The 20,779-nt window shown below is 73.2% G+C and carries 19 protein-coding genes; 12 read left to right on the top strand and 7 right to left on the bottom strand.

Annotated elements, in window-relative coordinates; translation table 11 throughout:
- Positions 1-39 precede the first annotated feature (39 nt).
- The gene (locus FB454_RS26700) at positions 40-1,446 is read left to right on the top strand and encodes a KamA family radical SAM protein (RefSeq protein ID WP_013286275.1); all 1,407 of its coding nucleotides are present in this window, start codon (positions 40-42) and stop codon (positions 1,444-1,446) included.
- Positions 1,447-1,512: 66 nt separating this feature from the next.
- On the opposite strand, the gene FB454_RS26705 is transcribed toward FB454_RS26700, so the two are convergent.
- A complete protein-coding gene (locus FB454_RS26705) occupies positions 1,513-1,707 on the bottom strand; it encodes a CsbD family protein (protein WP_013286274.1) in 195 nt (64 codons plus the stop codon).
- 123 nt (positions 1,708-1,830) lie between these two features.
- Positions 1,831-2,748, bottom strand: a complete 918-nt coding sequence (locus FB454_RS26710; RefSeq protein ID WP_145823728.1) for a LysR family transcriptional regulator — start codon at positions 2,746-2,748, stop codon at positions 1,831-1,833.
- A gap of 73 nt (positions 2,749-2,821) precedes the next feature.
- Between FB454_RS26710 and FB454_RS26715 the strand changes: the two genes are divergently transcribed.
- Both FB454_RS26715 and FB454_RS26720 read left to right on the top strand, forming a co-directional pair.
- Complete coding sequence (locus tag FB454_RS26715) at positions 2,822-3,790, top strand: DMT family transporter (RefSeq protein ID WP_486485464.1); 969 nt, start codon at positions 2,822-2,824, stop codon at positions 3,788-3,790.
- A 55-nt stretch (positions 3,791-3,845) separates the two neighbouring features.
- Positions 3,846-4,457, top strand: a complete 612-nt coding sequence (locus FB454_RS26720) for a histidine phosphatase family protein (RefSeq protein WP_145823729.1) — start codon at positions 3,846-3,848, stop codon at positions 4,455-4,457.
- Here the strand turns inward: FB454_RS26720 and FB454_RS26725 are convergent.
- The 5 genes from FB454_RS26725 to FB454_RS26745 are packed head-to-tail and all read right to left on the bottom strand — an operon-like array spanning position 4,390 to position 8,563.
- The gene (locus FB454_RS26725; protein WP_013286270.1) at positions 4,390-4,893 is read right to left on the bottom strand and encodes an Lrp/AsnC family transcriptional regulator; all 504 of its coding nucleotides are present in this window, start codon (positions 4,891-4,893) and stop codon (positions 4,390-4,392) included. The two genes, FB454_RS26720 and FB454_RS26725, sit on opposite strands and share 68 nt — an antisense overlap.
- A 59-nt stretch (positions 4,894-4,952) precedes the next feature.
- A complete protein-coding gene (locus tag FB454_RS26730; protein ID WP_013286269.1) occupies positions 4,953-5,168 on the bottom strand; it encodes a DUF433 domain-containing protein in 216 nt (71 codons plus the stop codon).
- A 9-nt stretch (positions 5,169-5,177) separates the two neighbouring features.
- Positions 5,178-6,320, bottom strand: coding sequence for an acyl-CoA dehydrogenase family protein (locus FB454_RS26735; protein WP_135240113.1), 1,143 nt, complete (start codon positions 6,318-6,320; stop codon positions 5,178-5,180).
- Complete coding sequence (locus tag FB454_RS26740; protein ID WP_135240112.1) at positions 6,317-7,426, bottom strand: M24 family metallopeptidase; 1,110 nt, start codon at positions 7,424-7,426, stop codon at positions 6,317-6,319. Before FB454_RS26740 ends, FB454_RS26735 begins: the two co-directional genes overlap by 4 nt.
- A gap of 9 nt (positions 7,427-7,435) precedes the next feature.
- Positions 7,436-8,563 carry an FUSC family protein gene (locus FB454_RS26745; protein WP_186461662.1) on the bottom strand — a complete coding sequence of 376 codons (1,128 nt, stop codon included), beginning with the start codon at positions 8,561-8,563 and terminating at the stop codon, positions 7,436-7,438.
- A gap of 258 nt (positions 8,564-8,821) precedes the next feature.
- On the opposite strand from FB454_RS26745, the gene FB454_RS26750 reads away from it, so the two are divergent.
- From FB454_RS26750 to FB454_RS26790, 9 genes are all read left to right on the top strand, one after another.
- Positions 8,822-9,292, top strand: coding sequence for a hypothetical protein (locus FB454_RS26750; RefSeq protein WP_209310439.1), 471 nt, complete (start codon positions 8,822-8,824; stop codon positions 9,290-9,292).
- A complete protein-coding gene (locus FB454_RS26755) occupies positions 9,292-10,689 on the top strand; it encodes a hypothetical protein (RefSeq protein ID WP_145823730.1) in 1,398 nt (465 codons plus the stop codon). Before FB454_RS26750 ends, FB454_RS26755 begins: the two co-directional genes overlap by 1 nt.
- On the top strand, positions 10,686-12,011 hold the full coding sequence (locus tag FB454_RS26760; protein WP_145823731.1) for a VWA domain-containing protein: 1,326 nt from the start codon (positions 10,686-10,688) through the stop codon (positions 12,009-12,011). The genes FB454_RS26755 and FB454_RS26760 overlap by 4 nt, the downstream gene beginning before the upstream one ends.
- Positions 12,012-12,024: 13 nt before the next feature.
- Positions 12,025-13,137 carry an ATP-binding protein gene (locus tag FB454_RS26765; protein WP_071095066.1) on the top strand — a complete coding sequence of 371 codons (1,113 nt, stop codon included), beginning with the start codon at positions 12,025-12,027 and terminating at the stop codon, positions 13,135-13,137.
- Positions 13,134-15,941: a DUF5682 family protein gene (locus tag FB454_RS26770; protein ID WP_145823732.1), complete on the top strand. Its 2,808-nt coding sequence runs from the start codon at positions 13,134-13,136 to the stop codon at positions 15,939-15,941. Before FB454_RS26765 ends, FB454_RS26770 begins: the two co-directional genes overlap by 4 nt.
- Before the next feature lie 41 nt (positions 15,942-15,982).
- Complete coding sequence (locus FB454_RS26775; protein ID WP_030272340.1) at positions 15,983-16,363, top strand: YccF domain-containing protein; 381 nt, start codon at positions 15,983-15,985, stop codon at positions 16,361-16,363.
- Between the two features lie 539 nt (positions 16,364-16,902).
- Positions 16,903-17,625, top strand: a complete 723-nt coding sequence (locus FB454_RS26780; RefSeq protein ID WP_186461663.1) for an FkbM family methyltransferase — start codon at positions 16,903-16,905, stop codon at positions 17,623-17,625.
- Between the two features lie 228 nt (positions 17,626-17,853).
- Positions 17,854-18,912 (top strand): LacI family DNA-binding transcriptional regulator, encoded by a 1,059-nt coding sequence (locus FB454_RS26785; RefSeq protein WP_145823733.1) that lies wholly within the window; start codon positions 17,854-17,856, stop codon positions 18,910-18,912.
- A gap of 115 nt (positions 18,913-19,027) precedes the next feature.
- Positions 19,028-20,704, top strand: a complete 1,677-nt coding sequence (locus FB454_RS26790) for an ABC transporter substrate-binding protein (protein WP_145823734.1) — start codon at positions 19,028-19,030, stop codon at positions 20,702-20,704.
- Positions 20,705-20,779 lie beyond the last annotated feature (75 nt).

Raw genomic sequence — 20,779 nt, forward strand, 5'->3', positions numbered from 1 at the left:
GCATTCGTTGATCAACCCGCACACTGACGAGGAGGGGCCGTGACCCAGACCCAACCGGTGGAGACCATCCCGACGCCCCGCCCCGCGCCGGTCGCCGTTCCGACCGCCGGACAGCCCTACGAATACCGCCGCGCGCCCCTCGTCGAACCCGACTGGACCCGCTTCCCCGGCTGGCGCCACATCACCCGCGACCAGTGGGAGAGCGCCCAGTGGCAACGGGTCAACTGCGTCAAGAACATCAAGCAGCTGCGCGCCGTCCTCGGCGACACCGTCGACGAGACCTTCTACGCCGACCTGGAGGCCGACCAGAAGGCGCTGGCCACCATGTCCATGCTGGTGCCGCCGCAGATGCTCAACACCATGGTGCCGCATCAACCGATGAGCACCGAGGCGCTGCTCGCCGACCCGATCCGCCGCTACATGATCCCGGTCGCCTCCGACCGGCGCACCGACTGGCCGTCCCACCCGTACGCCAGCCGCGACAGCCTCCACGAACACGACATGTGGGTCGCCGAGGGTCTCACCCACCGCTACCCCACCAAGGTCCTCGCCGAGCTGCTATCCACCTGCCCGCAGTACTGCGGCCACTGCACCCGCATGGACCTCGTCGGCAACTCCACCCCCGCCGTCGACAAGCTCAAGCTCACCCTCAAGCCGGTCGACCGCTACGACGCCCACATCACCTACCTCAAGGCCCACCCGGGCGTACGCGACGTGGTCGTCTCCGGCGGTGACGTCGCCAACGTGCCGTGGCGCAACCTCGAGTCGTACCTGATGCGCCTGCTGGAGATCGAGACGATCCGCGACATCCGGCTCGCCACCAAGGCGCTCATGGGCCTGCCCCAGCACTGGCTCCAGCCCGACGTGGTCGAGGGCCTCGAACGGGTGGCCCGCACCGCCGCCCGCCGCGGCGTCAACCTGGCCATCCACACCCACGTCAACCACGCCCAGTCACTGACGCCGCTGGTCGCCAAGGCCGCACAGACCGCGCTCGACGTCGGCGTACGCGACGTGCGCAACCAGGGCGTGCTCATGCGCGGCGTCAACGCCACCAGCGCCGACCTGCTCGACCTCTGCTTCGCGCTCCAGGGCGAGGCGGGCATCCTGCCGTACTACTTCTACATGTGCGACATGATCCCCAACGCCGAGCACTGGCGCGTCCCGGTCTGGCACGCCCAGCAGCTCCAGCACGACATCATGGGCTACCTGCCCGGCTACGCCACCCCGCGGATCGTCTGCGACGTGCCGTTCGTCGGCAAGCGCTGGGTGCACATGCTCACCGACTACGACCGTGAGCGCGGCATCTCGTACTGGACCAAGAACTACCGCACCTCGATCGAGTCGGCCGACCTGGAGGCGCTGAACAAGCGCTACGCCTACTACGACCCGATCGACACGCTGCCCGAGGCCGGCCAGGCCTGGTGGCTCGCGCACCGCGACGACTGACCCCCGGCCCTCAGGGCGTACGACGGCGGGCCACCTCTCCGATGAGGTGGCCCGCCGTTCGCGTACTCACTTGTTGAAGGCGTCCTTGACGTCGCGGCCCGCCTGCTTGGCGTGCTCCCCGGCCTGCTTGGCACGCGCCGTGCTCTGCTCGGAGGCGCCCTCGGCCCGCAACCGCTCGTTGTCGGTCACGTCGCCGATCCGCTCCTTGGCCATGCCGCTCATCTCCTGGGCCTTGTTCTTCGCCTTGTCGGTGAAGCTCATGTCGCCCTCCCTCGTCCGGCTACGCCTTGCCCTTGTCGCGTCCCCGGCGAGTGTCGGTGCAAACGCCGTTGACCGGCGCACATCGCGTAAGGCGTCCTAGGATAATAGGTTGAAGGTGTGCGCCTACCGGCCGAGGTCGCGGACCCGCTCCGTGACGGCGGCCAGGAACGCGGTGAGGGCGGGCCCGGGCGGCGTGTCCCGGGTGACTGCGACCAGGCGGCGCCGGAGAACGGTCTCGGCGATACCCCGGACCGCCAGCGCCGGGTCGGCGTCGGGCAGGGTCAGGGCCGGCATCAGAGCGACCGCCGCCCCGGCCCGGACCAGTTCCAGCTGGACGTCCGCGTCGCTGGAACGGTGCCGCAGGTCCGGTTCGTAGCCGCCGAGACGACGGCACGTCCCCACCACCATGGCGTGGTGCCCGGTGCCCTCGGCGGAGGCGGTCCACACCTCGGACCGCAGGTCGGTGACCGCGACGTGTCCCCCGTGCCCGGCGAGCGGGTGCGCGGCGGGAAGCACGAGACGCAAGGGCTCCTCGAGCAGGAGCGTGAAACGGAGCCCCGCCGGGCGGGGGCGGGGCTGGCTGTCGTACTCGTCGCCGATGACCAGGTCGACGGTGCCCAGGCGCAGGCCCGGCAGGGACTGTTCGAGTTCCAGCTCGAAGATCTCCACCCGGACCCGAGGGTGCTCGGCTCTCATCCGGGCCACGGCCGGCACGAGCAGGCGGCGCGCCGCCGACTGCAGGCCGCCCGCCCGGACGCTCCCCCGGACGTCACAGTCGAGGGCGGCCAGGTCGGCCTCCGCCGCCTCGGCCGCCGACAGCAGCACCCGGGCGTGCCGAGCGAGCACGTGCCCGGCCTCGGTGAGCCGTACGCTGCGGCCGGCCCTGCCCAGCAGCCGGACACCTGCCTCCTTCTCCAGCAGGGCCAGCTGCTGCGAGACAGTCGACGGGCTGTAGCCCAGAGCCGCGGCGACAGCGGCCATCGTGCCGCGTTCCTCGAACTCCCGCAGGAAGCGCAACCGCCGCAGGTCCAGCTCGATCATGCGGAAATCCTAATGATTCACCTGCGGAATTCATCGCTGGACCTGGGCAGTCGGTGCCGGTGATCCTTGGCGCGTGGGTGCCGCACTGTGTCTCCTGTCAGCCGCCTGTTTCGGCGCGATGGCCGTCTTCGGCAAGCTCGCGTACGACGCCGGTGTCCCCCCGACGTCTCTGCTGCTGGTGCGTTTCGGGCTGGCCGCCGCACTGCTCTGGCTCGTCCTGCTCACCCGGCCGGGCCTGCGCCGCGCGGCGCCGGGCGACGCCGGCGGTGGGCGGCCGGCGACGAGGCGTGGGCGGGTGGTGGCCGTCGCCCTGGGGCTGGGCGCGATCGGGTACGCCACGCAGGCGAGCCTGTTCTTCTCCGCGCTCGAGCTGATGGACGCGTCACTGCTGGCGCTGATCCTCTACACGTACCCGGTCATGGTGACAGTGGCCGCGGTCCTGCTCGGCCGGGACCGGCTCACCCCGGGACGCGGCGCGGCCCTGGTGGCCGCCTCGGGCGGAACGCTGCTGGTCCTGCTCGGCGCCGGTGGCGCGGGCTTCCACCCGCTCGGGGCGCTGCTGGCCTTCGCCGCCGCCGTCACCTATACGGTCTACATCCTGGTCTCCGACTCCGTCGTGCACCGGCTGGCACCCGTGGCACTGTCGGCGCTGGTGATGACCGGTGCCGCCGGCACCCTCGGCGCTCGCGCCCTGGTCACCGGCGGCGTCGACCTGAGCTTCGGGTGGCGGGGATGGTTCTGGCTGGCCGCCATCGCCGTGGTCTCCACGGTCGTGGCGATGCTGGCCTTCTTCGCCGGCCTGAGGCGGACCGGGCCGTCGACCGCGGCCATCCTGTCCACCTTCGAACCCGTGGTCACCGCCGCGCTGGCCACGCTCGCGCTCGGCGAGGCCCTGACGCTCGCGCAGCTCGCCGGCGGCGCGCTGGTGCTGTCCTCCGTCGCGGTCCTGCAACTGCGCCCCGGCCGCGTACGCCGCCGGGAACAGGCGGCCGGCCGACCGGGACCGGCGCGCGACACCGAACCGGCGCCGGCGGCCCGGTAGCGCCGGCGCAAACCGTCGGCGGGCCCGACCCGCCTCGTCATGGTTGACTGGGCCGGTGAACGAGATCCTGCTGATCCGGCACGGCGAGACCACCTGGAGCGCCGCCCACCGGCACACCTCGTACACCGACCTGGACCTGACACCCGACGGCGAGCGGCAGGCACGCGCGCTGGCTCCTCTGCTGGCCGGCCGGCACCTCGCCCGGGTGCTGTCCAGCCCTCGGCAGCGCGCCACCCGCACGGCCGCCCTGGCCGGGCTCACAGTGGACGCGATCGAGCCGGACCTGGCCGAGTGGAACTACGGCGAGTACGAGGGCCGCACCACCGCGGACATCCAGCGGGAACGGCCCGGCTGGTCGATCTGGACCGACGGCGGCCCCGGCGGCGAGTCACCGGAGCAGGTGGGCGCCCGCCTGGACCGCGTGCTGGACCGGGCCGCGCCGCTGCTGGAGGAGGGTGACGTCGCGCTCGTCGGGCACGGGCACAGCCTGCGGGTGCTGGGGGCGCGCTGGATCGGGCTGCCGCCCTCGGCCGGTGCGCTGCTGCGGCTGGACACCGCCACGCTCAGCGTGCTCGGTCACGAGCACGGCCGGCGGGTGCTCAGGCGGTGGAACCTGCCGGCTCCGCCGACGGTCGGGGACGTCCCCGACCGGTCAGCTCGCCATTGATCTTCGGCGGCCGGTTCTCGTACGGCGTGGACAGCACCACTGTCGTGCGGGTGGTGACGTTCGCGGCGGTACGGATCTCCTGCAGCACCCGTTCCAGGTCGGCCGGGCCGGCCACCCGCACCAGCAGGAGATAGAAGTCCTCCCCCGCCACCGAGTAACACGAGTCGATCTCGGGCAGGTGCGCCAGCCGCTCCGGCGCGTCGTCCGGCTGCGACGGGTCGAACGGCCGGATCGCCACGAACGCGGTCAGCGGCAGGTCCAGCGCCTCGAACGACACCCGGGCGGCGTACCCCTTGATCACCCCACGCTGCTCCAGCCGGCGGACCCGCTGGTGCACGGCCGACACCGACAGGCCCACCCGCTCGGCCAGATCCGTGTACGACAGCCGACCGTCTCCGGTCAGCGCGGCGACGATGGCACGGTCGATCTCCTCCACGCGCTGCACCCTAGCCGGAAAAGCGCTCCCACGCCGCACCCGGCCCGCCGCGGTGACGCTCAGCGCGCCGTCCGGTCGCGCACCGCGTCCGCCGCGTAGTTCAGCACCTCCGCCATGTCCTCCTCGTCCAGGAACGGCAGGTCGGTGAGGATGTCCGTGACGGACATGCCCTCGGCCATCATGGCCAGCAGGGTGGCCACGGGGATGCGCGACTGCCGTACGCAGGGCGCACCCCCCATGACGTCGGGGTCCACGGTGATCCGGGGGAAGGTCACCGCGACAGGCTAGCCCTTCGCCAGCGCGCGGGAGATGACCAGCCGCTGGATCTGGTTGGTGCCCTCGACGATCTGGAGCACCTTGGCCTCCCGCATGTACCGCTCGACCGGGTGGTCGGCGACGTATCCGGCGCCGCCGAGCACCTGGACCGCGTCGGTGGTCACCCGCATCGCCACGTCCGTGGCGAACAGCTTCGCCTTGGCCGCCTCGATCGAGTACGGGCGGCCGGCGTCGCGCAGCCGCGCGGCGGCGAGCGTGAGCGCCCGCGCGGCGGAGATCTGGGTGGCGGCGTCGGCCAGGTTGAACCCGAGCCCCTGGAAGTCGATGATCGCGCGGCCGAACTGGCGGCGTTCCCGGGCGTAGCCGACCGCATAGTCCAGCGCGCCCTGGGCCAGGCCCACCGCGCACGCGGCGATGCCCAGGCGACCGGAGTCCAGCGCGGACATCGCGATGGTGAACCCGGCGCCCTCGCCGCCGATCAGCCGCTCCGCCGGCACCCGCGCGTCGTCGAAGGCGATCTGCGCGATCGGCGAGGCGTGCAGACCCATCGTGCGCTCGGCGGCCTGCGGGTGGATGCCCGCCGTGGACCGGTCGGCCAGCAGGCAGGAGATGCCCTTCGGGCCCGGACCGCCGGTGCGGCAGAAGATGTTGTAGAAGTCGGCCACCCGGGCGTGCGTGATCCACGCCTTGGTGCCGGTCACCACGTACGCGTCGCCGTCGCGCACCGCCCGCGTGGTCAGCGCCGCCGCGTCCGAGCCACCCTGCGGCTCGGAGAGGCAGTACGCGCCGAGCAGCTCCCCGCCGATCATGTCCGGCAGCAGTTTGCGCTGCTCGTCGGTGCCGAACTGGGCCAGCGGGTAGCAGGACAGTGTGTGCACGCTGACCGCCTCGGCCACTGCCAGCCACCTGCTGGCGAGGATCTCCAGCACCTGGAGGTACACCTCGTACGGCTGCGCCGCCCCGCCGTGCTCCTCCGCGTAGGGCAGGCCGAGCAGGCCGGCCCGGCCCAGGGTGCGCAGCACCTCCCGGGGGAACTCGGCGCGGGCCTCGAAACCGGCGGCGGCCGGGGCCAGCTCCCGGTCGGCGAGTTCGGTGGCGAGGCCCAGCAGGTCGTGGGCCTCGTCGGTGGGCAGGATCCGGTCGACGTTCATAGCGCGATGAGCTCCGTGGGGGTGGTGTTGAGCCGTTGCCCGCCGTCCGTCGTGCAGACGACGATGTCCTCGATCCGGGCTCCGTGCCGCCCGGCGAGGTAGATCCCGGGTTCGACCGAGAAAGCCATGCCGGCCTGGAGCGGCCGGGGGTTACCGGTCACCACGTACGGCTCCTCGTGGCCGTCGAGGCCGATGCCGTGACCGGTGCGGTGCAGGAAGGCGTCGCCGAGACCGGCGGCGCCGATGACGTCGCGGGCGACCGCGTCGAGGGCCTCGGCGGTCACGCCCGGCGCGACGGCGGCCACGGCGGCGCGCTGCGCCTCCCACAGCACCGCGTAGTAGTCCACGAACTCGGCCGGGGCGGGAGCGCCGGTGACGTACGTGCGGGTGCAGTCGGAGCGGTAGCCCGACGGCATGGTGCCGCCGATGTCGACCACCACCGGCTCGCCAGCGCCGATCGGGCGGTCCGAGGTGCCGTGGTGCGGGCTCGCGCCGTTCGGCCCGGCCGCGACGATGACGAAGTCGACGGCGGCGTGCCCGGCCGCCCGGATCGCGGCGGCGAGGTCGGCGGCGACCTCGCGCTCGGTGCGGCCGGGGCGCAGCCACTCCCCCATCCGCAGGTGCACCGCGTCGATCGCGGCGCCCGCCTCGGCCAGCGCCGCCACCTCGGCCGGCGACTTGCGGATCCGCATCTCCCGCAGCACGTCGGAGGCGAGCCGCTGGGCCGCGCCGGGCAGCGCGTCGCGCAGCGCGAGGACCTGCTGCGCCCACATCCGGTCGGCCAGCCCGACGGCGCGGACCGGGCCGGGCAGCGCTGCGCGCACCAGCGGCCACGGGTCGGTGCCGTCGGCGTGGTCGACGATCCGGTACCCGGTGCCGGGCGCGGCCTCGGCGTCCGGCCGCTCCAGCACCGGCACGATCAGCGTCGGCTCACCCTCGGCGGGCACCACCAGGCAGGTCAGCCGCTCCCCCTCGCGGGCGTCGTAGCCGGTCAGGTAGCGCAGGTCGGAACCCGGGGTGAGCAGCAGCGCGTCCAGGCCCGCAGCGGCGGCGGCGCGCTGGGCCGCGACGAGACGCCCGGCGGGGTACAGTTCCTCGATTCCCACCCCCGAAGCTTAACGGTCGTTTGGGTCCGGGCGGGAGTCCGGGCGATGCTCGCAGACACCGGCCGTCCGGTCCGCCTCGATCTTGGTCATGCCGGACGCCTGGAGCAACTCGCCGACCACGATGAGCAGCTGCGAGGCCACGATCGTGCCGGAGAAACCCAGCCCCGCCGCCCGCGCCCGGCCCGCATCCTGCGCGGCCTCCCGTGCCCGCGCCCGGGCGATGTCCGGCGGCCGCCCGGCCAGGAAGTCACGGTGCAGCAGCCGCAGCGACTGCCCGAACGCCTCGACCCCGGCCGGCAGGGCCGGGGGAACCGGCTCCCGGGCCTCCAGCAACGCGACCACCCGGCGGACCATGTTGCGGCTGTTCGTGTACGCCAGCTCCAGGTGGGTGGCGGCGTTCTCGTAGCGGCGCAACTGGGCCCGGCGCCGCCACCGCCACGGCGACAGCGACGTCACCTCCCGGGCCGCCGCGACGATCTCGGTGGTCTGCTTCCGCTCGACCTCGGCCGCCTCCAACCGGCCCTGCGCCGCCTCGGCCGCCCCGGCGTCCCGGGTGGCCAGCGCGTTCGCCGTCGCCGTCAGCTCGTTGGCAAACAGGTCCAGGGTGGGCCCGGCGGCGCGGTGCACCACCCGGACCGGGTTCAGCGGCAACAGCAGCAGCGCCACCACCACCGCCACCCCGCCGCCCACCAGCGCGTTCGCCGTACGCGGCACGGCCAGGTCCGGCGCGTTGGGCTCCACGGTGCCCAGCAGGACCGCGGTGCTGCCGGCCTGCACCATCACGGCGCCGCTGCCCCGGATCACCACCGCAAGTGAGATCGCCAGCGCGACCACCAGGCCGGTCTGCACCGGACCGGCCCCGATCAGCTTGATGATCAGGTCGCCGACCAGCACGCCGAGGATCACGCCGCCGAGCAGTTCGGCGGTGCGGCGGATCCGGTTGCCGATCGCCGCGGCGATGGTGCCCACCGCCGCGGCCGGCGCGAACAGCGGCTGCGGGTTCTTGAGCAGCGCGCTGGCCACGTACCAGGCCAGACCGGCGGCCAGGCCGGCCTGGAGAGCCACGATGAAGTACCGGCGCAGCCGCTCGTACGCCTCCCGGGCCTCGCGGCGCGCCGCCGGAGCCACGGGGGTCACGGCACCGCCCGCCTGCCCGGGCGCCACAGGCACGACGGCTCGGGCTCGATCACGCCCTCCTCTACCCGCCGGGCCGCACGGTATTCCCGGCGCCGCCCGCGACGGCGCTCCTGTCGTACCCGTGGTCCATGATCCTTGTCGTCACAGCGGCACGGATCACGGCCGGCGACGGCGTCCCGGCGTGCCCGGCGGCGGCCGGCCGGCGGGGAGGTCGGGAAGATGACGGAGGCGAACGACGCCTCGTGGCGACGGCGCAGCGTGCTGCGGGTGGCGCCGCCCGCGCGGGCCCGCAAGCTGGCCAAGGTGCCCTTCGTGGAGCTGGCCGACGGGCGGTTGCAGGGGGTGGTGTCCAGCGGCTCCGACGTGGAACGCGTCTACGTCTCCTCGGTGACCGCCGGCACGCACGCGGTCAACTGCAGCACCAACAACAACCGGCCCTGCGGCGGGCTGCGCGGCACCATGCTCTGCAAGCACCTGCACGCGCTGGCCGACGAGGCGGTGCTGCAGTACGGCGCCGAACAGGTCGCCCGCTACCTGCGGGTGGACGTGGGCGACGGCGTCGACAGCGGCACCGCCCTGCTGGCCCGCACCGACGCCCGGCACGAGCCGGGCCCGGCCGCCGTGGTGTTCAGCCGCTTCCTGCGCCACCTGGCCTACCTCGAGGTCCCGGCCGCCACCACGGCGGTGCCGGAGCTGCACTGGTTCCCGGCCACGGCGGCGGTGCGCTGATGCTCGCCGCGCACCTGACCCGGCTCCACGACGGGACGATCCCCGGGCTGGCCGAGACGCTCGCCGTCGTCGACCGCGCCGACGACACGCTCACCGCCGGGCTGGCCCGCGCCGACGAGCCCGGCGCCGCCGCCTGGGCCGCGCTGGCCGCGGCGGTCGGCGGCACGCCGCTGGCCGAGCGGACGGACGCGGCGGCCGGCGCGGTGCGCACCGGCGCGCTCGCCGAGGACCACCTCGCTGCCCTCGCCGGGGCCCGCGCCGCACTGCTCGGCGCGGCACACGACGCCCTGCTCGACCGCCTCGACACGGCGCTCGGCCGGCCCCGCGCGGCGTGGACCGCCGCACCGGACGGCACCACAGTCTCCCCGCCCGCCCTGGCCGGCGCACGAGCCTGGCTGCACGAGCTGGCACTCGCCGGTTGGCGCGGCACCGACCACGAACTGCTCTCCGCCGCCGCCGCGCCGGTCGAGGCCGCACTCGCCGACCCGGCGTCACGCCGCATCGCGGTGCTCCTCGACGGGCTCGCCGCCGAACTGCGCGCCGCCCTGCCGGTGGCGTCGCTGCCACAGGTGCCCGCCCGCCGGTGGGCCGACCTGTGGACCCGCGCCGTCCTGCTCACCCTCGGCGCGCACGGCGAGACCGCGCCCGGCGAGCCGGTGTCCGGGCGGCTGCTGCCCCTCGGCGTCGACCTGCACGAGCACGACACGGCGTTCCAGGCGCAGGTGCACGCACTGCTCGAACCGGCCGGGGACGGCGCGCCCCGGCTCGTCCGGGTGACAGTGGTCGCGGCGAAGGTCGCCACCATCGTCGGCCCGGCCGGCTGGCGGCTGCTGGAGGCGTACCCGGTCCTGCTCACCGCCCTGGCCCAGCGGCGGGCGATCACCGTCACCGACCTCACCGCCCACGGCGCGGACCTGCACTGGGCCGAGGACCGCGCGGCCCTCGGCGAGCCGGCCGACCCGTTCGCCACGGCCCGGGTGCTGCTGGCCGGCGCCACGGCCGCGGCGACCCCACCGCTGCTGCGCCACCCCGCCGCGATCGCCGAACCGGTACTGGTCGAGGGCTACACCGTCCGCGACGACGACGGCGTCCCGGCGCTCGACCTCGACGGCCGGTCCCTGCACCTGGCCGCCGACCGGCTGCCCGCCGCCGGTCCGCTCACGCCCGCGCTGGTCACCGCCTCCACCGCCTGTCTCGGCCTGCTCCGCTGGGACGACGGCCGCTGGCTGCTGCAACCCCTCGCGGTCCGGGCCACCGTCAAGCGGCAGACGGTCGAGGCGCACAACGGCGACTGGGCGTGCGGCGTCACCGACCCGAAGACGGCCAAGGCCGAGGCCAAGGCGGGCGACGCCGTGGCGGTGCTGCGCGAACGCGCGGGACGGTTGCTGCGCCGATGACCGAGGACCGCACCCACGCCAACCGCCGCCAGGTGCTCTACTGGCGGCTGCTCGCCCGCCTGTTCCACCCCGACGAGCAGCCCGGCCTGGAGTCGGCGAGCGTCGCCGTCGTGGACGACCTCGGCCTGCCGGCCGCGCTGCTGGACCCGGCCGTCTCCGTCGACACCGTCGTGCAGCGCTTCCCCGCCCTCGCCGGCGAGCTGCGCGGCCTGCTCACCCCCGGCGACGACACCACGGCCGCCGCCGGGCCGTTCCAGCCGGCCGAGACCGAGGTACGCCGTGCCGCGCTGGCGTCCAAGCTGCTGCTCAACGTGTTCGCCACCGGCGGCGGCGAGGTCAGCGCCGGGCAGCTCGCCCGCTGGCAGGCCGACGCCGGCTGGTTCGAGCAGGCGTGCGGCGCGCAGCCCGGTGAGCTGCGCCGCGAGGGCACCGGCCTGGGTGCCACGCTCGCCGGGCTGGAGGGTGACCTGGTGGCCCGGATGCGGCTGCGCGAGGTGCTCGCCGACCCGGTGCTCGCCGCCCGGCTGACCCCGAGCATGTCCCTGATCGAGCAGCTCCTGCGGGACAAGTCCAACCTGTCCGGGGTGGCGCTCGCGAACGCCAAGTCGCTGATCCGCCGCTACGTCGACCAGGTCGCCGAGGTGCTGCGTACCCAGGTCGCGCAGGCCACCGTCGGGGCCGTCGACCGGTCCGTGCCGCCCAAGCGGGTCTTCCGCAACCTCGACCTGGACCGCACCATCTGGCAGAACCTGACCAACTGGAGCCCGGACGACGAGCGCCTCTACGTCGACCGGCTCTACTACCGGCAGACCGCCCGGCGGACCACCCCGTCGCGGCTGATCGTGGTGGTCGACCAGTCCGGCTCGATGGTCGACTCGATGGTCAACTGCACCATCCTCGCCTCGATCTTCGCCGGCCTGCCCAAGGTCGACGTGCACCTGATCGCGTACGACACCCGGGCGCTGGACCTCACCCCGTGGGTGCACGACCCGTTCGAGGTGCTGCTGCGCACCAAGCTCGGCGGCGGCAACGACGGCCCGGTCGCCATGGCCCTGGCCCGCCCCAAGATCGTCGAGCCGCGGAACACGGTCATGGTCTGGATCTCCGACTTCTACGAGTTCGACAGGTCCCAGCCGCTGTTCGACGGCATCGAGGCCGTGCACCGCTCCGGCGTGAAGTTCATCCCGGTCGGCTCGGTCAACAGCTCCGGCAACCAGAGCGTCAACCCCTGGTTCCGGCAGCGCCTCAAGGACCTCGGCACCCCCGTCATCTCCGGCCACATCCGCAAGCTCGTCGCCGAGCTGAAGAACTTCCTCACCTAGGAGAGCATCCCTGATGTCCGACATGCTCCGCGCCCCCGCCGAGGTCAAGTACGCCGACGAGCTGGCCTACCTCGAATCCGTCGACACCGGGCCGAAGCCGTTCTCCTGGCGGCTGAGCCCCCGCATGGTCCGACTGTTCGTGCTCGGCTCCGAACGCGCCGACGGCCTCGACCGGGAGATCCCGCAGAAGTGGTTCGGCGACCGCAGCTTCGTCGAACGCAGCATCGTCACGCTCGCCTCTGACCGCGGCCTGCTGCTCATCGGCGACCCGGGCACCGGCAAGAGCTGGCTCGCCGAACTGCTCGCCGCCGCTGTCTGCCGCAACTCCACGCTCGTCGTGCAGGGCACCGCCGGCACCACCGAGGACCACATCAAGTACTCGTGGAACGTCTCCATGGTCATCGCCCGGGGCCAGTCGCGCGAGTCGATGATCCCCTCGCCGATCATGACCGCCATGGAGCAGGGCGTGATCGGCCGGTTCGAGGAGCTGACCCGCTCCACCAGCGACGTCCAGGACGCGCTGATCTCGATCCTGTCCGAGAAGTACGTCTCTCTCCCGGAACTGGACCACGACAACATCGTCTTCGCCAAGCCCGGCTTCTCCGTCATCGCCACCGCCAACAGCCGCGACCGGGGCGTCAACGACCTGTCCTCCGCACTCAAGCGGCGGTTCAACTTCATCCGCATCCCGGTGGTCACCAACAAGCGCAGCGAGGCCGAGATCGTCCGCTTCCGCACCGAGGAGCTGCTGCGCCGGCACCGCATCGAACTGGACGTGCCGCCCACCCTGCTCGACATCCTGCTGCAGAGCTTCGCCGACCTGCGCGCCGCCGCGTCCGCCGCCACCAGCGACGACGAGAAGCTGGAGTCGGCGCTGTCCACCGCCGAGCAGATCGGCGTGCTGGAGGACGCGATCCTGCACAGCCAGTTCTTCGGCGACCGCACCCTGCGCGCGCAGACGCTCGCCGGCTCACTGATGGGCTCGCTGGCCCGCCGCGCCCCGGAGGACCTGGCCATCCTCAACAAGTACCTGCACGGCGTGGTCGAACCCCGCGCCAAGGCCGACGGCGGCGACTGGGAGGGCTTCCTCGACGGCGGCCGCCAGGCGATCGCGTCGCTGTCATGACCGCGCCCGCACCGACCGGCCTGTTCGGTCCGCTGCGCGACCAGCTCACCGACGCCGCCGCCGCGTTCGCCGGCTCCCCGGACGCGCTCGCCGGCATCCTCTCCGGCATGGTCGACGACGTCGACCGGGCGCTGCGCGAACGGCTGGAGATCTTCCCGGTCTGCCACCACTCCCCCGCCTCGGCGCTGGCCATGGCACGCCGCCTGCGCGCCCGCCCGCCCAAGGTGATCTACCTGGAGCTCTGCGAGGACCTGCGCCCCCTGCTCGACGAGCTGCGCAACTGCCGGCTGCCGGTGGCGGTGCAGGCGTTCGCCACCGAACTCGACGGCTTCCCCGCCGAGTGGAGCCCGCTGAGCGTGGTCGCCCCGATCACCGAGGCGTCCGCCGAATACCAGGCCGTCGCGTACGCGCTGGACACCCCCGGCGTGGAGCTGGTGCTCGTGGACCGCTCCACCGACCACGTCTTCCAGTGGACCCCCCGCGACGACACCGGGCCCGCACCGGGGCCGGACTCCGCCCCCGCGTCCGCCGACGACACGGCACTGCACGGCGACGCGGTCGGCGTGGAGATCGGCGACCTGCGCCCCCGGTTCGCCGAACTGGAGGCCCACCTGCTGCACCACGGCAAGGTGCGGCACTGGTCGGAATGGTGGGACCAGTACGTCGAACGGCCGCTCGCCGACGCCGACCACGACACGTACCGCCAGGTCATGGTGCTGATCGGCAGCCTGTTCCGGCGGCTGCGCCCGTCCCGGTCCGCCCGCGACGACCGCGACGAGGACCGCGAACGCCACATGTGGACCCGGATGCGACAGCACCTCGCCGAAAGCGGCGCCGACCCGGCCGACTGCCTCTACGTCTGCGGCGCCTTCCACGCCGCCAGCCAGGTCGAACAGTTCGGCCTCGACTCGACCGCACCGGACTTCCCGATCAGCCCGCGCACCGGCACCCGCTGGCGTTACGGCCTCATCCCGTCCAGCCACTCGGCCATCGAGGCGCAGTTCGGGCTGGCCCCGGGCACCGTGTCCATCGCCGCCGCGAACTGGACGACCGCTGTCGCCCGCACCCGGCTCACGCCGTACCGGCTGGCCGGGCAGCGTACCGGGAAGAAGGGCCGCCGGGCCCGCGCCGCCGCGCCGGCCACAACCGGCCCGGCCACGGACCGGCTCAGCGGATTCCTCGCCGCCCCGCCCGTCCTCGACGAGCTGGACGAGGCCGAACTGCGCGGCTGGTGCGTCGACATCGTCCGGCTCGCCCGCCGCAACGGCTACCTCGCCAGCACCGCCGACGCGATCGCCGTGTTCGAGACGTCGATCCTGCTCGCCACCATGCGCAACCGCGCGCGGCCCACGCCGTACGACTTCGCCGACGCCGCCGTGACCTGCATCGAGAAGGACGTGGTGCCCGGCCGCCGCGACGTCCGCCGGCTCTGCGAGATCCTCCTCGGCGGCGACCGTGTCGGCCAGGTCGGGTACGACTCCCTGCCGCCGCTGGCCCGCGACGTCCTGGACCGGCTGCGCCCCCTCGGCCTCGACCTGGAACGGCGCACCGTGCAGCGGGCGCTGCTCGACCTGCGCGCCGACCCGGCGCTGGCACCCTGCTCCGACCTGCTGTGGATGCTGCGGCACCTGCTGCCCGCCGACGCGGTCCGCCCGATCATGGGCGAGCGCCGCCTCGGCCACCGCTCCGAACAGGAGAGCTGGGACCTCGCGCTCGGCCGCAACCAGCGCGCCCTGATCGAGCTGGGCTACGAGGGCGTCACCGTCGAACAGGTGCTGGAGCAGCGGCTGCGCCGGGCGGTACGCGGCCCCGACGCGACAGCCGCCCGCGCGCTCGCCGCCGTCGAGGACGCCATCCGGCTGCTGGACAGCCCTCGCCTGGTCGACGAACTCGGCGCGCGGGCGGTGGAGCTGCTCGCCGCCGAACGCACAGTGGACGACGCGCCGGAGGTGCTGCGCCGCATCCGGCGGCTGCTCGCCCACCACCGCACCACCACACCGGCGCTGCCCGCGTGGTGCCGGACGTTCGTCACCACCGGGTACGCCCACTACTGCACGCTGCTGCCCACCGCGTTCGTGGACGAGTCCACCGGCGTACGGCAGGTCGGCGCGATGCTCGGCTTCCTGTTCAGCATGGAGAGCCTCGCGTTGTCGCTCGGGTGCGACCGCTCCCAGCTCGAACTGGCCGTCGCGCAGGCCCACCCGGAGGCCCCGGCCAAGCTCGCGCTGCTCTGGGCCGCCCGCCACCAGCTCGGCCTGCTGCCGCTGGCGCGACTGCGCGAACAGTGCGCCGAGCTGCTCGCCAATCCGCTCGTGGTGCCCGCGTTCCCGCAGTACCTGTCCGGCTTCGTGCACGCGCTCGAACCGGTGCCGGGGCTCGCGCCGTTCGTGGTGGAGACCATGTCGTCCGCCTTCGCCGGGCTGCCCGACCCGGTGCTGCTGCCCTGGCTGCCGACGCTAATCACCACACTGCGCGAGCACGGCCCGGAGCTGGTGCCGCTGCTGGTCCGCGAGGCGGAACGCACGTTCCCCGCCACGCTGCCCGCGCTGGACGCCTGGACACCGCCGTGGGCGGCCACGCCCACCCCGTCCACCGCGCCCGCGCCGTCCCCGGGAACCGGTCCGGTGCACGGTCTGCTGGGCGCCCACCCGGAGGCGGTCGACGCGGTGGCGGCGCTGCTCGGCTGCTCCGGCGGCTGGCAGCCGCTCGCCGAGGGCGGCACGTCGCCGGGTGACGGGGCGTCGGTGCTGCTCGCCGCACACCCGGCGACGGCTCATGCGGTGGCGACGCTGCTGGCGGACTGATCGACGTCGGCGGGTTTGCGAGGGCAGGCGACCATGGAGTGGTGATCCGCTTTCTGCTGAACCTGCTGTGGCTCGTCTTCGGCGGCGGCTTCGTCCTGGCCCTGGGCTACGGCGTGGCCGCCCTGATCTGCTTCGTCCTCGTCGTCACCATCCCGTTCGGTGTCGCCTCGCTGCGGCTGGCGTCGTACTCGCTGTGGCCGTTCGGCCGCACGATCGTGCGCAAGCCGGGTGCTGGTCTGCCCTCCGGCCTGGCGAACGTGCTCTGGGTGGTGCTGGCCGGCTGGTGGCTGGCGCTGTCGCACATCCTCGCCGGCATCGCGCTCTGCGTGACGATCATCGGCATCCCGTTCGGGGTGGCGAACTTCAAGCTGGTCCCGGCGGCGCTGTGGCCGCTCGGCCAGGAGGTCGTCGACAACCCGTAACCACATGCCGGCCCCGACGGCGCGGGCGCCGGGGCCGGGGCCGGGCGAGCCTGGTGGCCGGTAGGAGCTGAGCGAACGCCGGGACAGCTGCTGCCCTATCGACGTCCTGCCTGTCCGCCGGCCCTCGCCGCGCCCAGCCCCTCCCCTAGCGTCCGCTGCGACCCGCGAGCGGGTGGAACGTCATGGGTGTCTCCGCCCTCGTTTGACACCCATGACGTTCCACCCGTGGTTAGCACTCCTCGGGCAACGAGTGCGAGTCCTGATGAGCGGGATCCGCGTTCCGGTCACCGGGGTTGCGGGCGATCTTGGTACGAAACGGCCCTCATGGGGGCCGTTTCGTACCAAGATCTGCTGGGTCGTCGTTGACTGCTCGCGCGGAGATGCGAAGCGGACGCGGGGCAGCGCACCATCTCTACGGCGTCCTAGGAGGATGGGGTGATTGCTCAAGGGACGCGAATGGCGCTCGGGGACGCGCCCGGCTGGCTAGCGTCGGAGGGGTGCGGGACGGGGTGATCGAGACGCTCAAGGCGGACCCGGCGATGTCCGGTCTGCGCCGGTCGCTGGACTTCTACCACGGCGACCCGGCGCGCGACGCCGCCCTGGACGCGTTCTACGCCCCGCTGGTCCGCGCCGGTGACCTGGTCTTCGACGTCGGCGCGCACGTGGGCGACCGGCTCGGCAGCTTCCGCCGTCTCGGTGCGCGCGTGGTGGCGGTCGAGCCGCAGCCGCTGTGCGCCCGGGTGCTGCGCGAGATGTACACGGGCGACGACGGCGTGACGGTGGTGGAGGCGGCGTGCGGGCGTACAGCCGGGCCGGTGCGACTGCACGTGAACTCGGCCAACCCGACCGTCTCCACCGCCTCCCCCGGGTTCGTCCGCGCCGCCGACGGCGCACCCGGCTGGACGGGCGAGATCTGGGACGCCCAGATCGAGGTGCCGGGCACCACGCTGGACGCGCTCGTGGCCGCGCACGGCGTACCGGCGTTCGTGAAGATCGACGTGGAGGGCTTCGAGGACGCCGTGCTGGCCGGGCTGAGCCGGCCGGTCCCCGCGCTGTCGTTCGAGTTCACCACCATCGCCCGGGTGGCGGCGGCGCGCTGCCTGGACCGGCTCGCCGCGCTCGGCTTCACCCGGTTCACCGTGGCGATCGGTGACGAGATGGAGTTCGCGCTGCCCGGCTGGCGTCAGGCCGCCGAGGTGGCCGCGTACCTGCGCACGCTGCCGGACGAGGCCAACTCCGGCGACGTGTACGCCCGCCCCTGAGCGTCCACTTCGGACCGCCCTGCACGAAGGAACGAGGCATCGACCCTGCTCATCGCCGTGATCGGCGGAGCCGCAGCCCGGGCACTTTTTTCAAGCCTCGAACTTAGCAGTGCATCGTTATCCGTCTGTGATTGACGTGACCCGCGCCACTTGGGTTGACTGCCACGGAACCGCTTCCGCAACCGGTTCCGAAACACCCCGCTCATCCCTGCGACCCGGGAGCGTCACGTGCCGATCACCATCGCCGACGTCGCCACCCGCGCCGGGGTGAGCAAGACGACGGTCTCCCGGGTGCTCAACGGCAAGGGCGAGGTGCACGTCCGTACCGCCGACCGGGTCCGTGCCGTGATCAGCGACCTCGGGTACGTGCCGAGCGCCCGCGCGGTCGGCCTCGCCCGGGGGCGTACCCGGGTGGTCGGGATGCTGGTCCCGGCGCTGACCTGGCCCTGGATGGGCGAGGTGCTCCAGGGCGCGGCCGACGTGGTCGAGGCCGCCGGCTACGGCATGCTGCTGTTCACCTGCACCCACGGCGACGAGTCGATGCGCCGGTTCGCCTCCCAGGTCTCGGCCAAGTCGTTCGACGGCCTGCTCGTGGTCGAACCGGAGGGGACGCTCGACTACATCACCGAGCTGCACCGGCGCGGCCTGCCGGTCATCCTCATCGACGACCGGGGCCACCAGCCCGGCTTCCCGTCGGTGCGGACCACGAACGAGGAAGGCGCGCGGGCCGCCGCCACGCACCTGCTGGCGCTCGGCCGGCGGCGGCCGCTCGTCGTCACCGGCTTGCGCCGGTTCGGCTGCACCCGGGAACGGCTCGCCGGGTTCGCCGGCGCCTACGCCGACGCGGGCGTGCCGGTCGAGCCGGACCGGGTGGTGGAGGGCGACTTCACCTTCGAGTGCGGGCGCGCGGCGGTACGGCGGCTACTCGCCGACGGCGTACCGTTCGACGCCGTCTTCGCCCACAACGACCTGTCGGCCGCCGGGGCGTTGCAGGCGCTGCGCGACGCCGGGCGGCGCGTCCCGCAGGACGTGGCGGTGGTCGGCTTCGACGACCTCCCGCTGGCCGGGCACACCCACCCGCCGCTGAGCTCGGTGCGCCAACCCCTGCGGGAGATGGGTACGGCGGCGGCCCGCCTGCTCATCGGCCACCTCGGCGGCACCCCGCTGCCGGACACCCCGACCGTCATCCCGACCGGCTTCACCGCCCGCGACTCGACGACCACGAGCGACCCGACCGCACCGGACTCGACAGGCGCGCGGGCGCCGGCGGGTGCCCGCGTCACCTGACCCACCCCGCCGTACCGGCGACCACGCCGGCGGGCCCGCCCGCCGGTGGCACCACCGCACACCTCCATCCACCACATCCCGCCCGAGGACTGCGGGACCACCGAGGGAGACCTCCATGAGAAGACGGCAACTCCTCGCCCTCGCGCTGGCCGGCGCGATGGTCACCGGCGCCGCCGCCTGCGGCGACAGCCCGAACGCGAACAAGAAGAGCGGCCAGGCCGCGACCGTGTTGAACGTCGGTATGCCCAACGGCCCGCAGGCGGAGAACAACAACCCGTTCCTCACCACCTCGGCCGCCGCGTCGCTCGGCTACCGGTGGCAGATCTACGAGCCGCTGATGATGTGGAACCCGGTCAAGCCGGCCGAGCCGTTCAAGCCGTGGCTCGCCACCAAGGCCGAGTGGTCGTCGGACTACAAGACGGTCAAGGTGACCATCCGGGAGAACGCCACCTGGTCCGACGGGCAGAAGGTCACCGCCGAGGACGTCGCGTTCACCTACAACCTGGTGAAGAAGTTCCCGGCCCTCAACGACCAGGGCGTCCCGTACACCGACGCCGTGGCCAGCGGCAACGAGGTCACCATCTCGATGGCCAGCCCGCAGTTCGTCAACCAGCAGAAGGTGCTGTGGCGCGTGCCGATCGTGCCGAAGCACCTGTGGGAGAAGATCGCCGACCCGGCCACCGACCCGGTGAAGCAGCCGGTCGGCAGCGGCCCGTACACGCTGAAGTCGTTCACCCCGGCGACCACGACGCTCTCCGTGCGCGACAGCGGCTACTGGCAGGACCCGCCGAAGGTCAAGGAGCTGCGGTACACGTCCTACACGGACAACAGCGCGCAGACCACCGCGCTGGCGAACGGCGAGTCGGAGTGGAGCTTCGTCTTCATCCCGAACTACCAGACCGTGTTCGTGGCGAAGGACCAGAAGAACCACAAGATGTGGGCGCCGCCGGTGCTGGGCATCCACGGCCTCTACGTGAACACCACGAAGAAGCCGTTCGACGACCCGACGCTGCGCAAGGCGATGAACATGGTGATCGACCGGGCGGACATCTTCACCACCGCCGAGGCCGGCTACTTCCACCCGGAGGTCAAGAGCGTGACCGGCCTGCCCAGCCCGGCCGGTGACTCGTTCATCGCGCCCGAGTACAAGGGCCAGGAGCACAAGGTCGACGTCGAGGGCGCCAAGGCGCTGCTCACCGGCGCGGGCTACAAGCTCGACGGCACCACGCTCAAGGACAAGAGCGGCAAGCCGGTGACGATCCGGCTCACCGACCCGGCCGGCTGGTCCGACTACCAGACCAGCCTGGAGATCGTGAAGGGCAACCTGGCGAAGATCGGCATCGCGGCCACCATCGACAAGGCCAACCAGGACGCCTGGTTCCGCAACGTCGAGCAGGGCAACTTCGAGGCCACGTTCCGGTGGACCGAGTCCGGCGCCACGCCGTACGACATCTACCGGACCATCATGGACGGCCGCGTGCTCAAGCCGATCGGCACCGCCTCCCCGGCGGGCAACTTCGGCCGGTTCCAGAGCAAGGAGGCCACCGACGCGCTGGTGTCGTACGCCAACGCCACCGACGACGCCACCCGCACCACGGCGATGGCCACCCTGCAGAAGATCTTCGTCGAGCAGATGCCGATGATCCCGGTCGGCGCGGACAACATCGGCGGCGCGTACAGCACGAAGAACTGGACCGGCTGGCCGGACGACTCGAACCCGTACGGCGCGCTCCAGCCCACCCAGCCCAACGCGGTGGACGTGGTGCTGCACCTCAAGCCGGCCGCCGGCTGACCCGGCGCCGCCGGCCCGGCCACGATCGCCCGGCCGGGCCGGCGGCGCCCGCCCCTCTCTTCGGCAACCCTGAGA

Source organism: Micromonospora sp. CNZ297, assembly GCF_007827625.1.

Bases quoted from the DNA above. Each gene is read 5' to 3' on its own strand.
- FB454_RS26705 (WP_013286274.1), bottom strand. From the start codon at position 1,707: ATGAGCTTCACCGACAAGGCGAAGAACAAGGCCCAGGAGATGAGCGGC.
- FB454_RS26710 (WP_145823728.1), bottom strand. From the start codon at position 2,748: ATGATCGAGCTGGACCTGCGGCGGTTGCGCTTCCTGCGGGAGTTCGAG.
- FB454_RS26735 (WP_135240113.1), bottom strand. From the start codon at position 6,320: ATGAACGTCGACCGGATCCTGCCCACCGACGAGGCCCACGACCTGCTG.
- FB454_RS26755 (WP_145823730.1), top strand. From the start codon at position 9,292: ATGCTCGCCGCGCACCTGACCCGGCTCCACGACGGGACGATCCCCGGG.
- FB454_RS26760 (WP_145823731.1), top strand. From the start codon at position 10,686: ATGACCGAGGACCGCACCCACGCCAACCGCCGCCAGGTGCTCTACTGG.
- FB454_RS26765 (WP_071095066.1), top strand. From the start codon at position 12,025: ATGTCCGACATGCTCCGCGCCCCCGCCGAGGTCAAGTACGCCGACGAG.
- FB454_RS26770 (WP_145823732.1), top strand. From the start codon at position 13,134: ATGACCGCGCCCGCACCGACCGGCCTGTTCGGTCCGCTGCGCGACCAG.
- FB454_RS26780 (WP_186461663.1), top strand. From the start codon at position 16,903: ATGTCCGGTCTGCGCCGGTCGCTGGACTTCTACCACGGCGACCCGGCG.
- FB454_RS26790 (WP_145823734.1), top strand. From the start codon at position 19,028: ATGAGAAGACGGCAACTCCTCGCCCTCGCGCTGGCCGGCGCGATGGTC.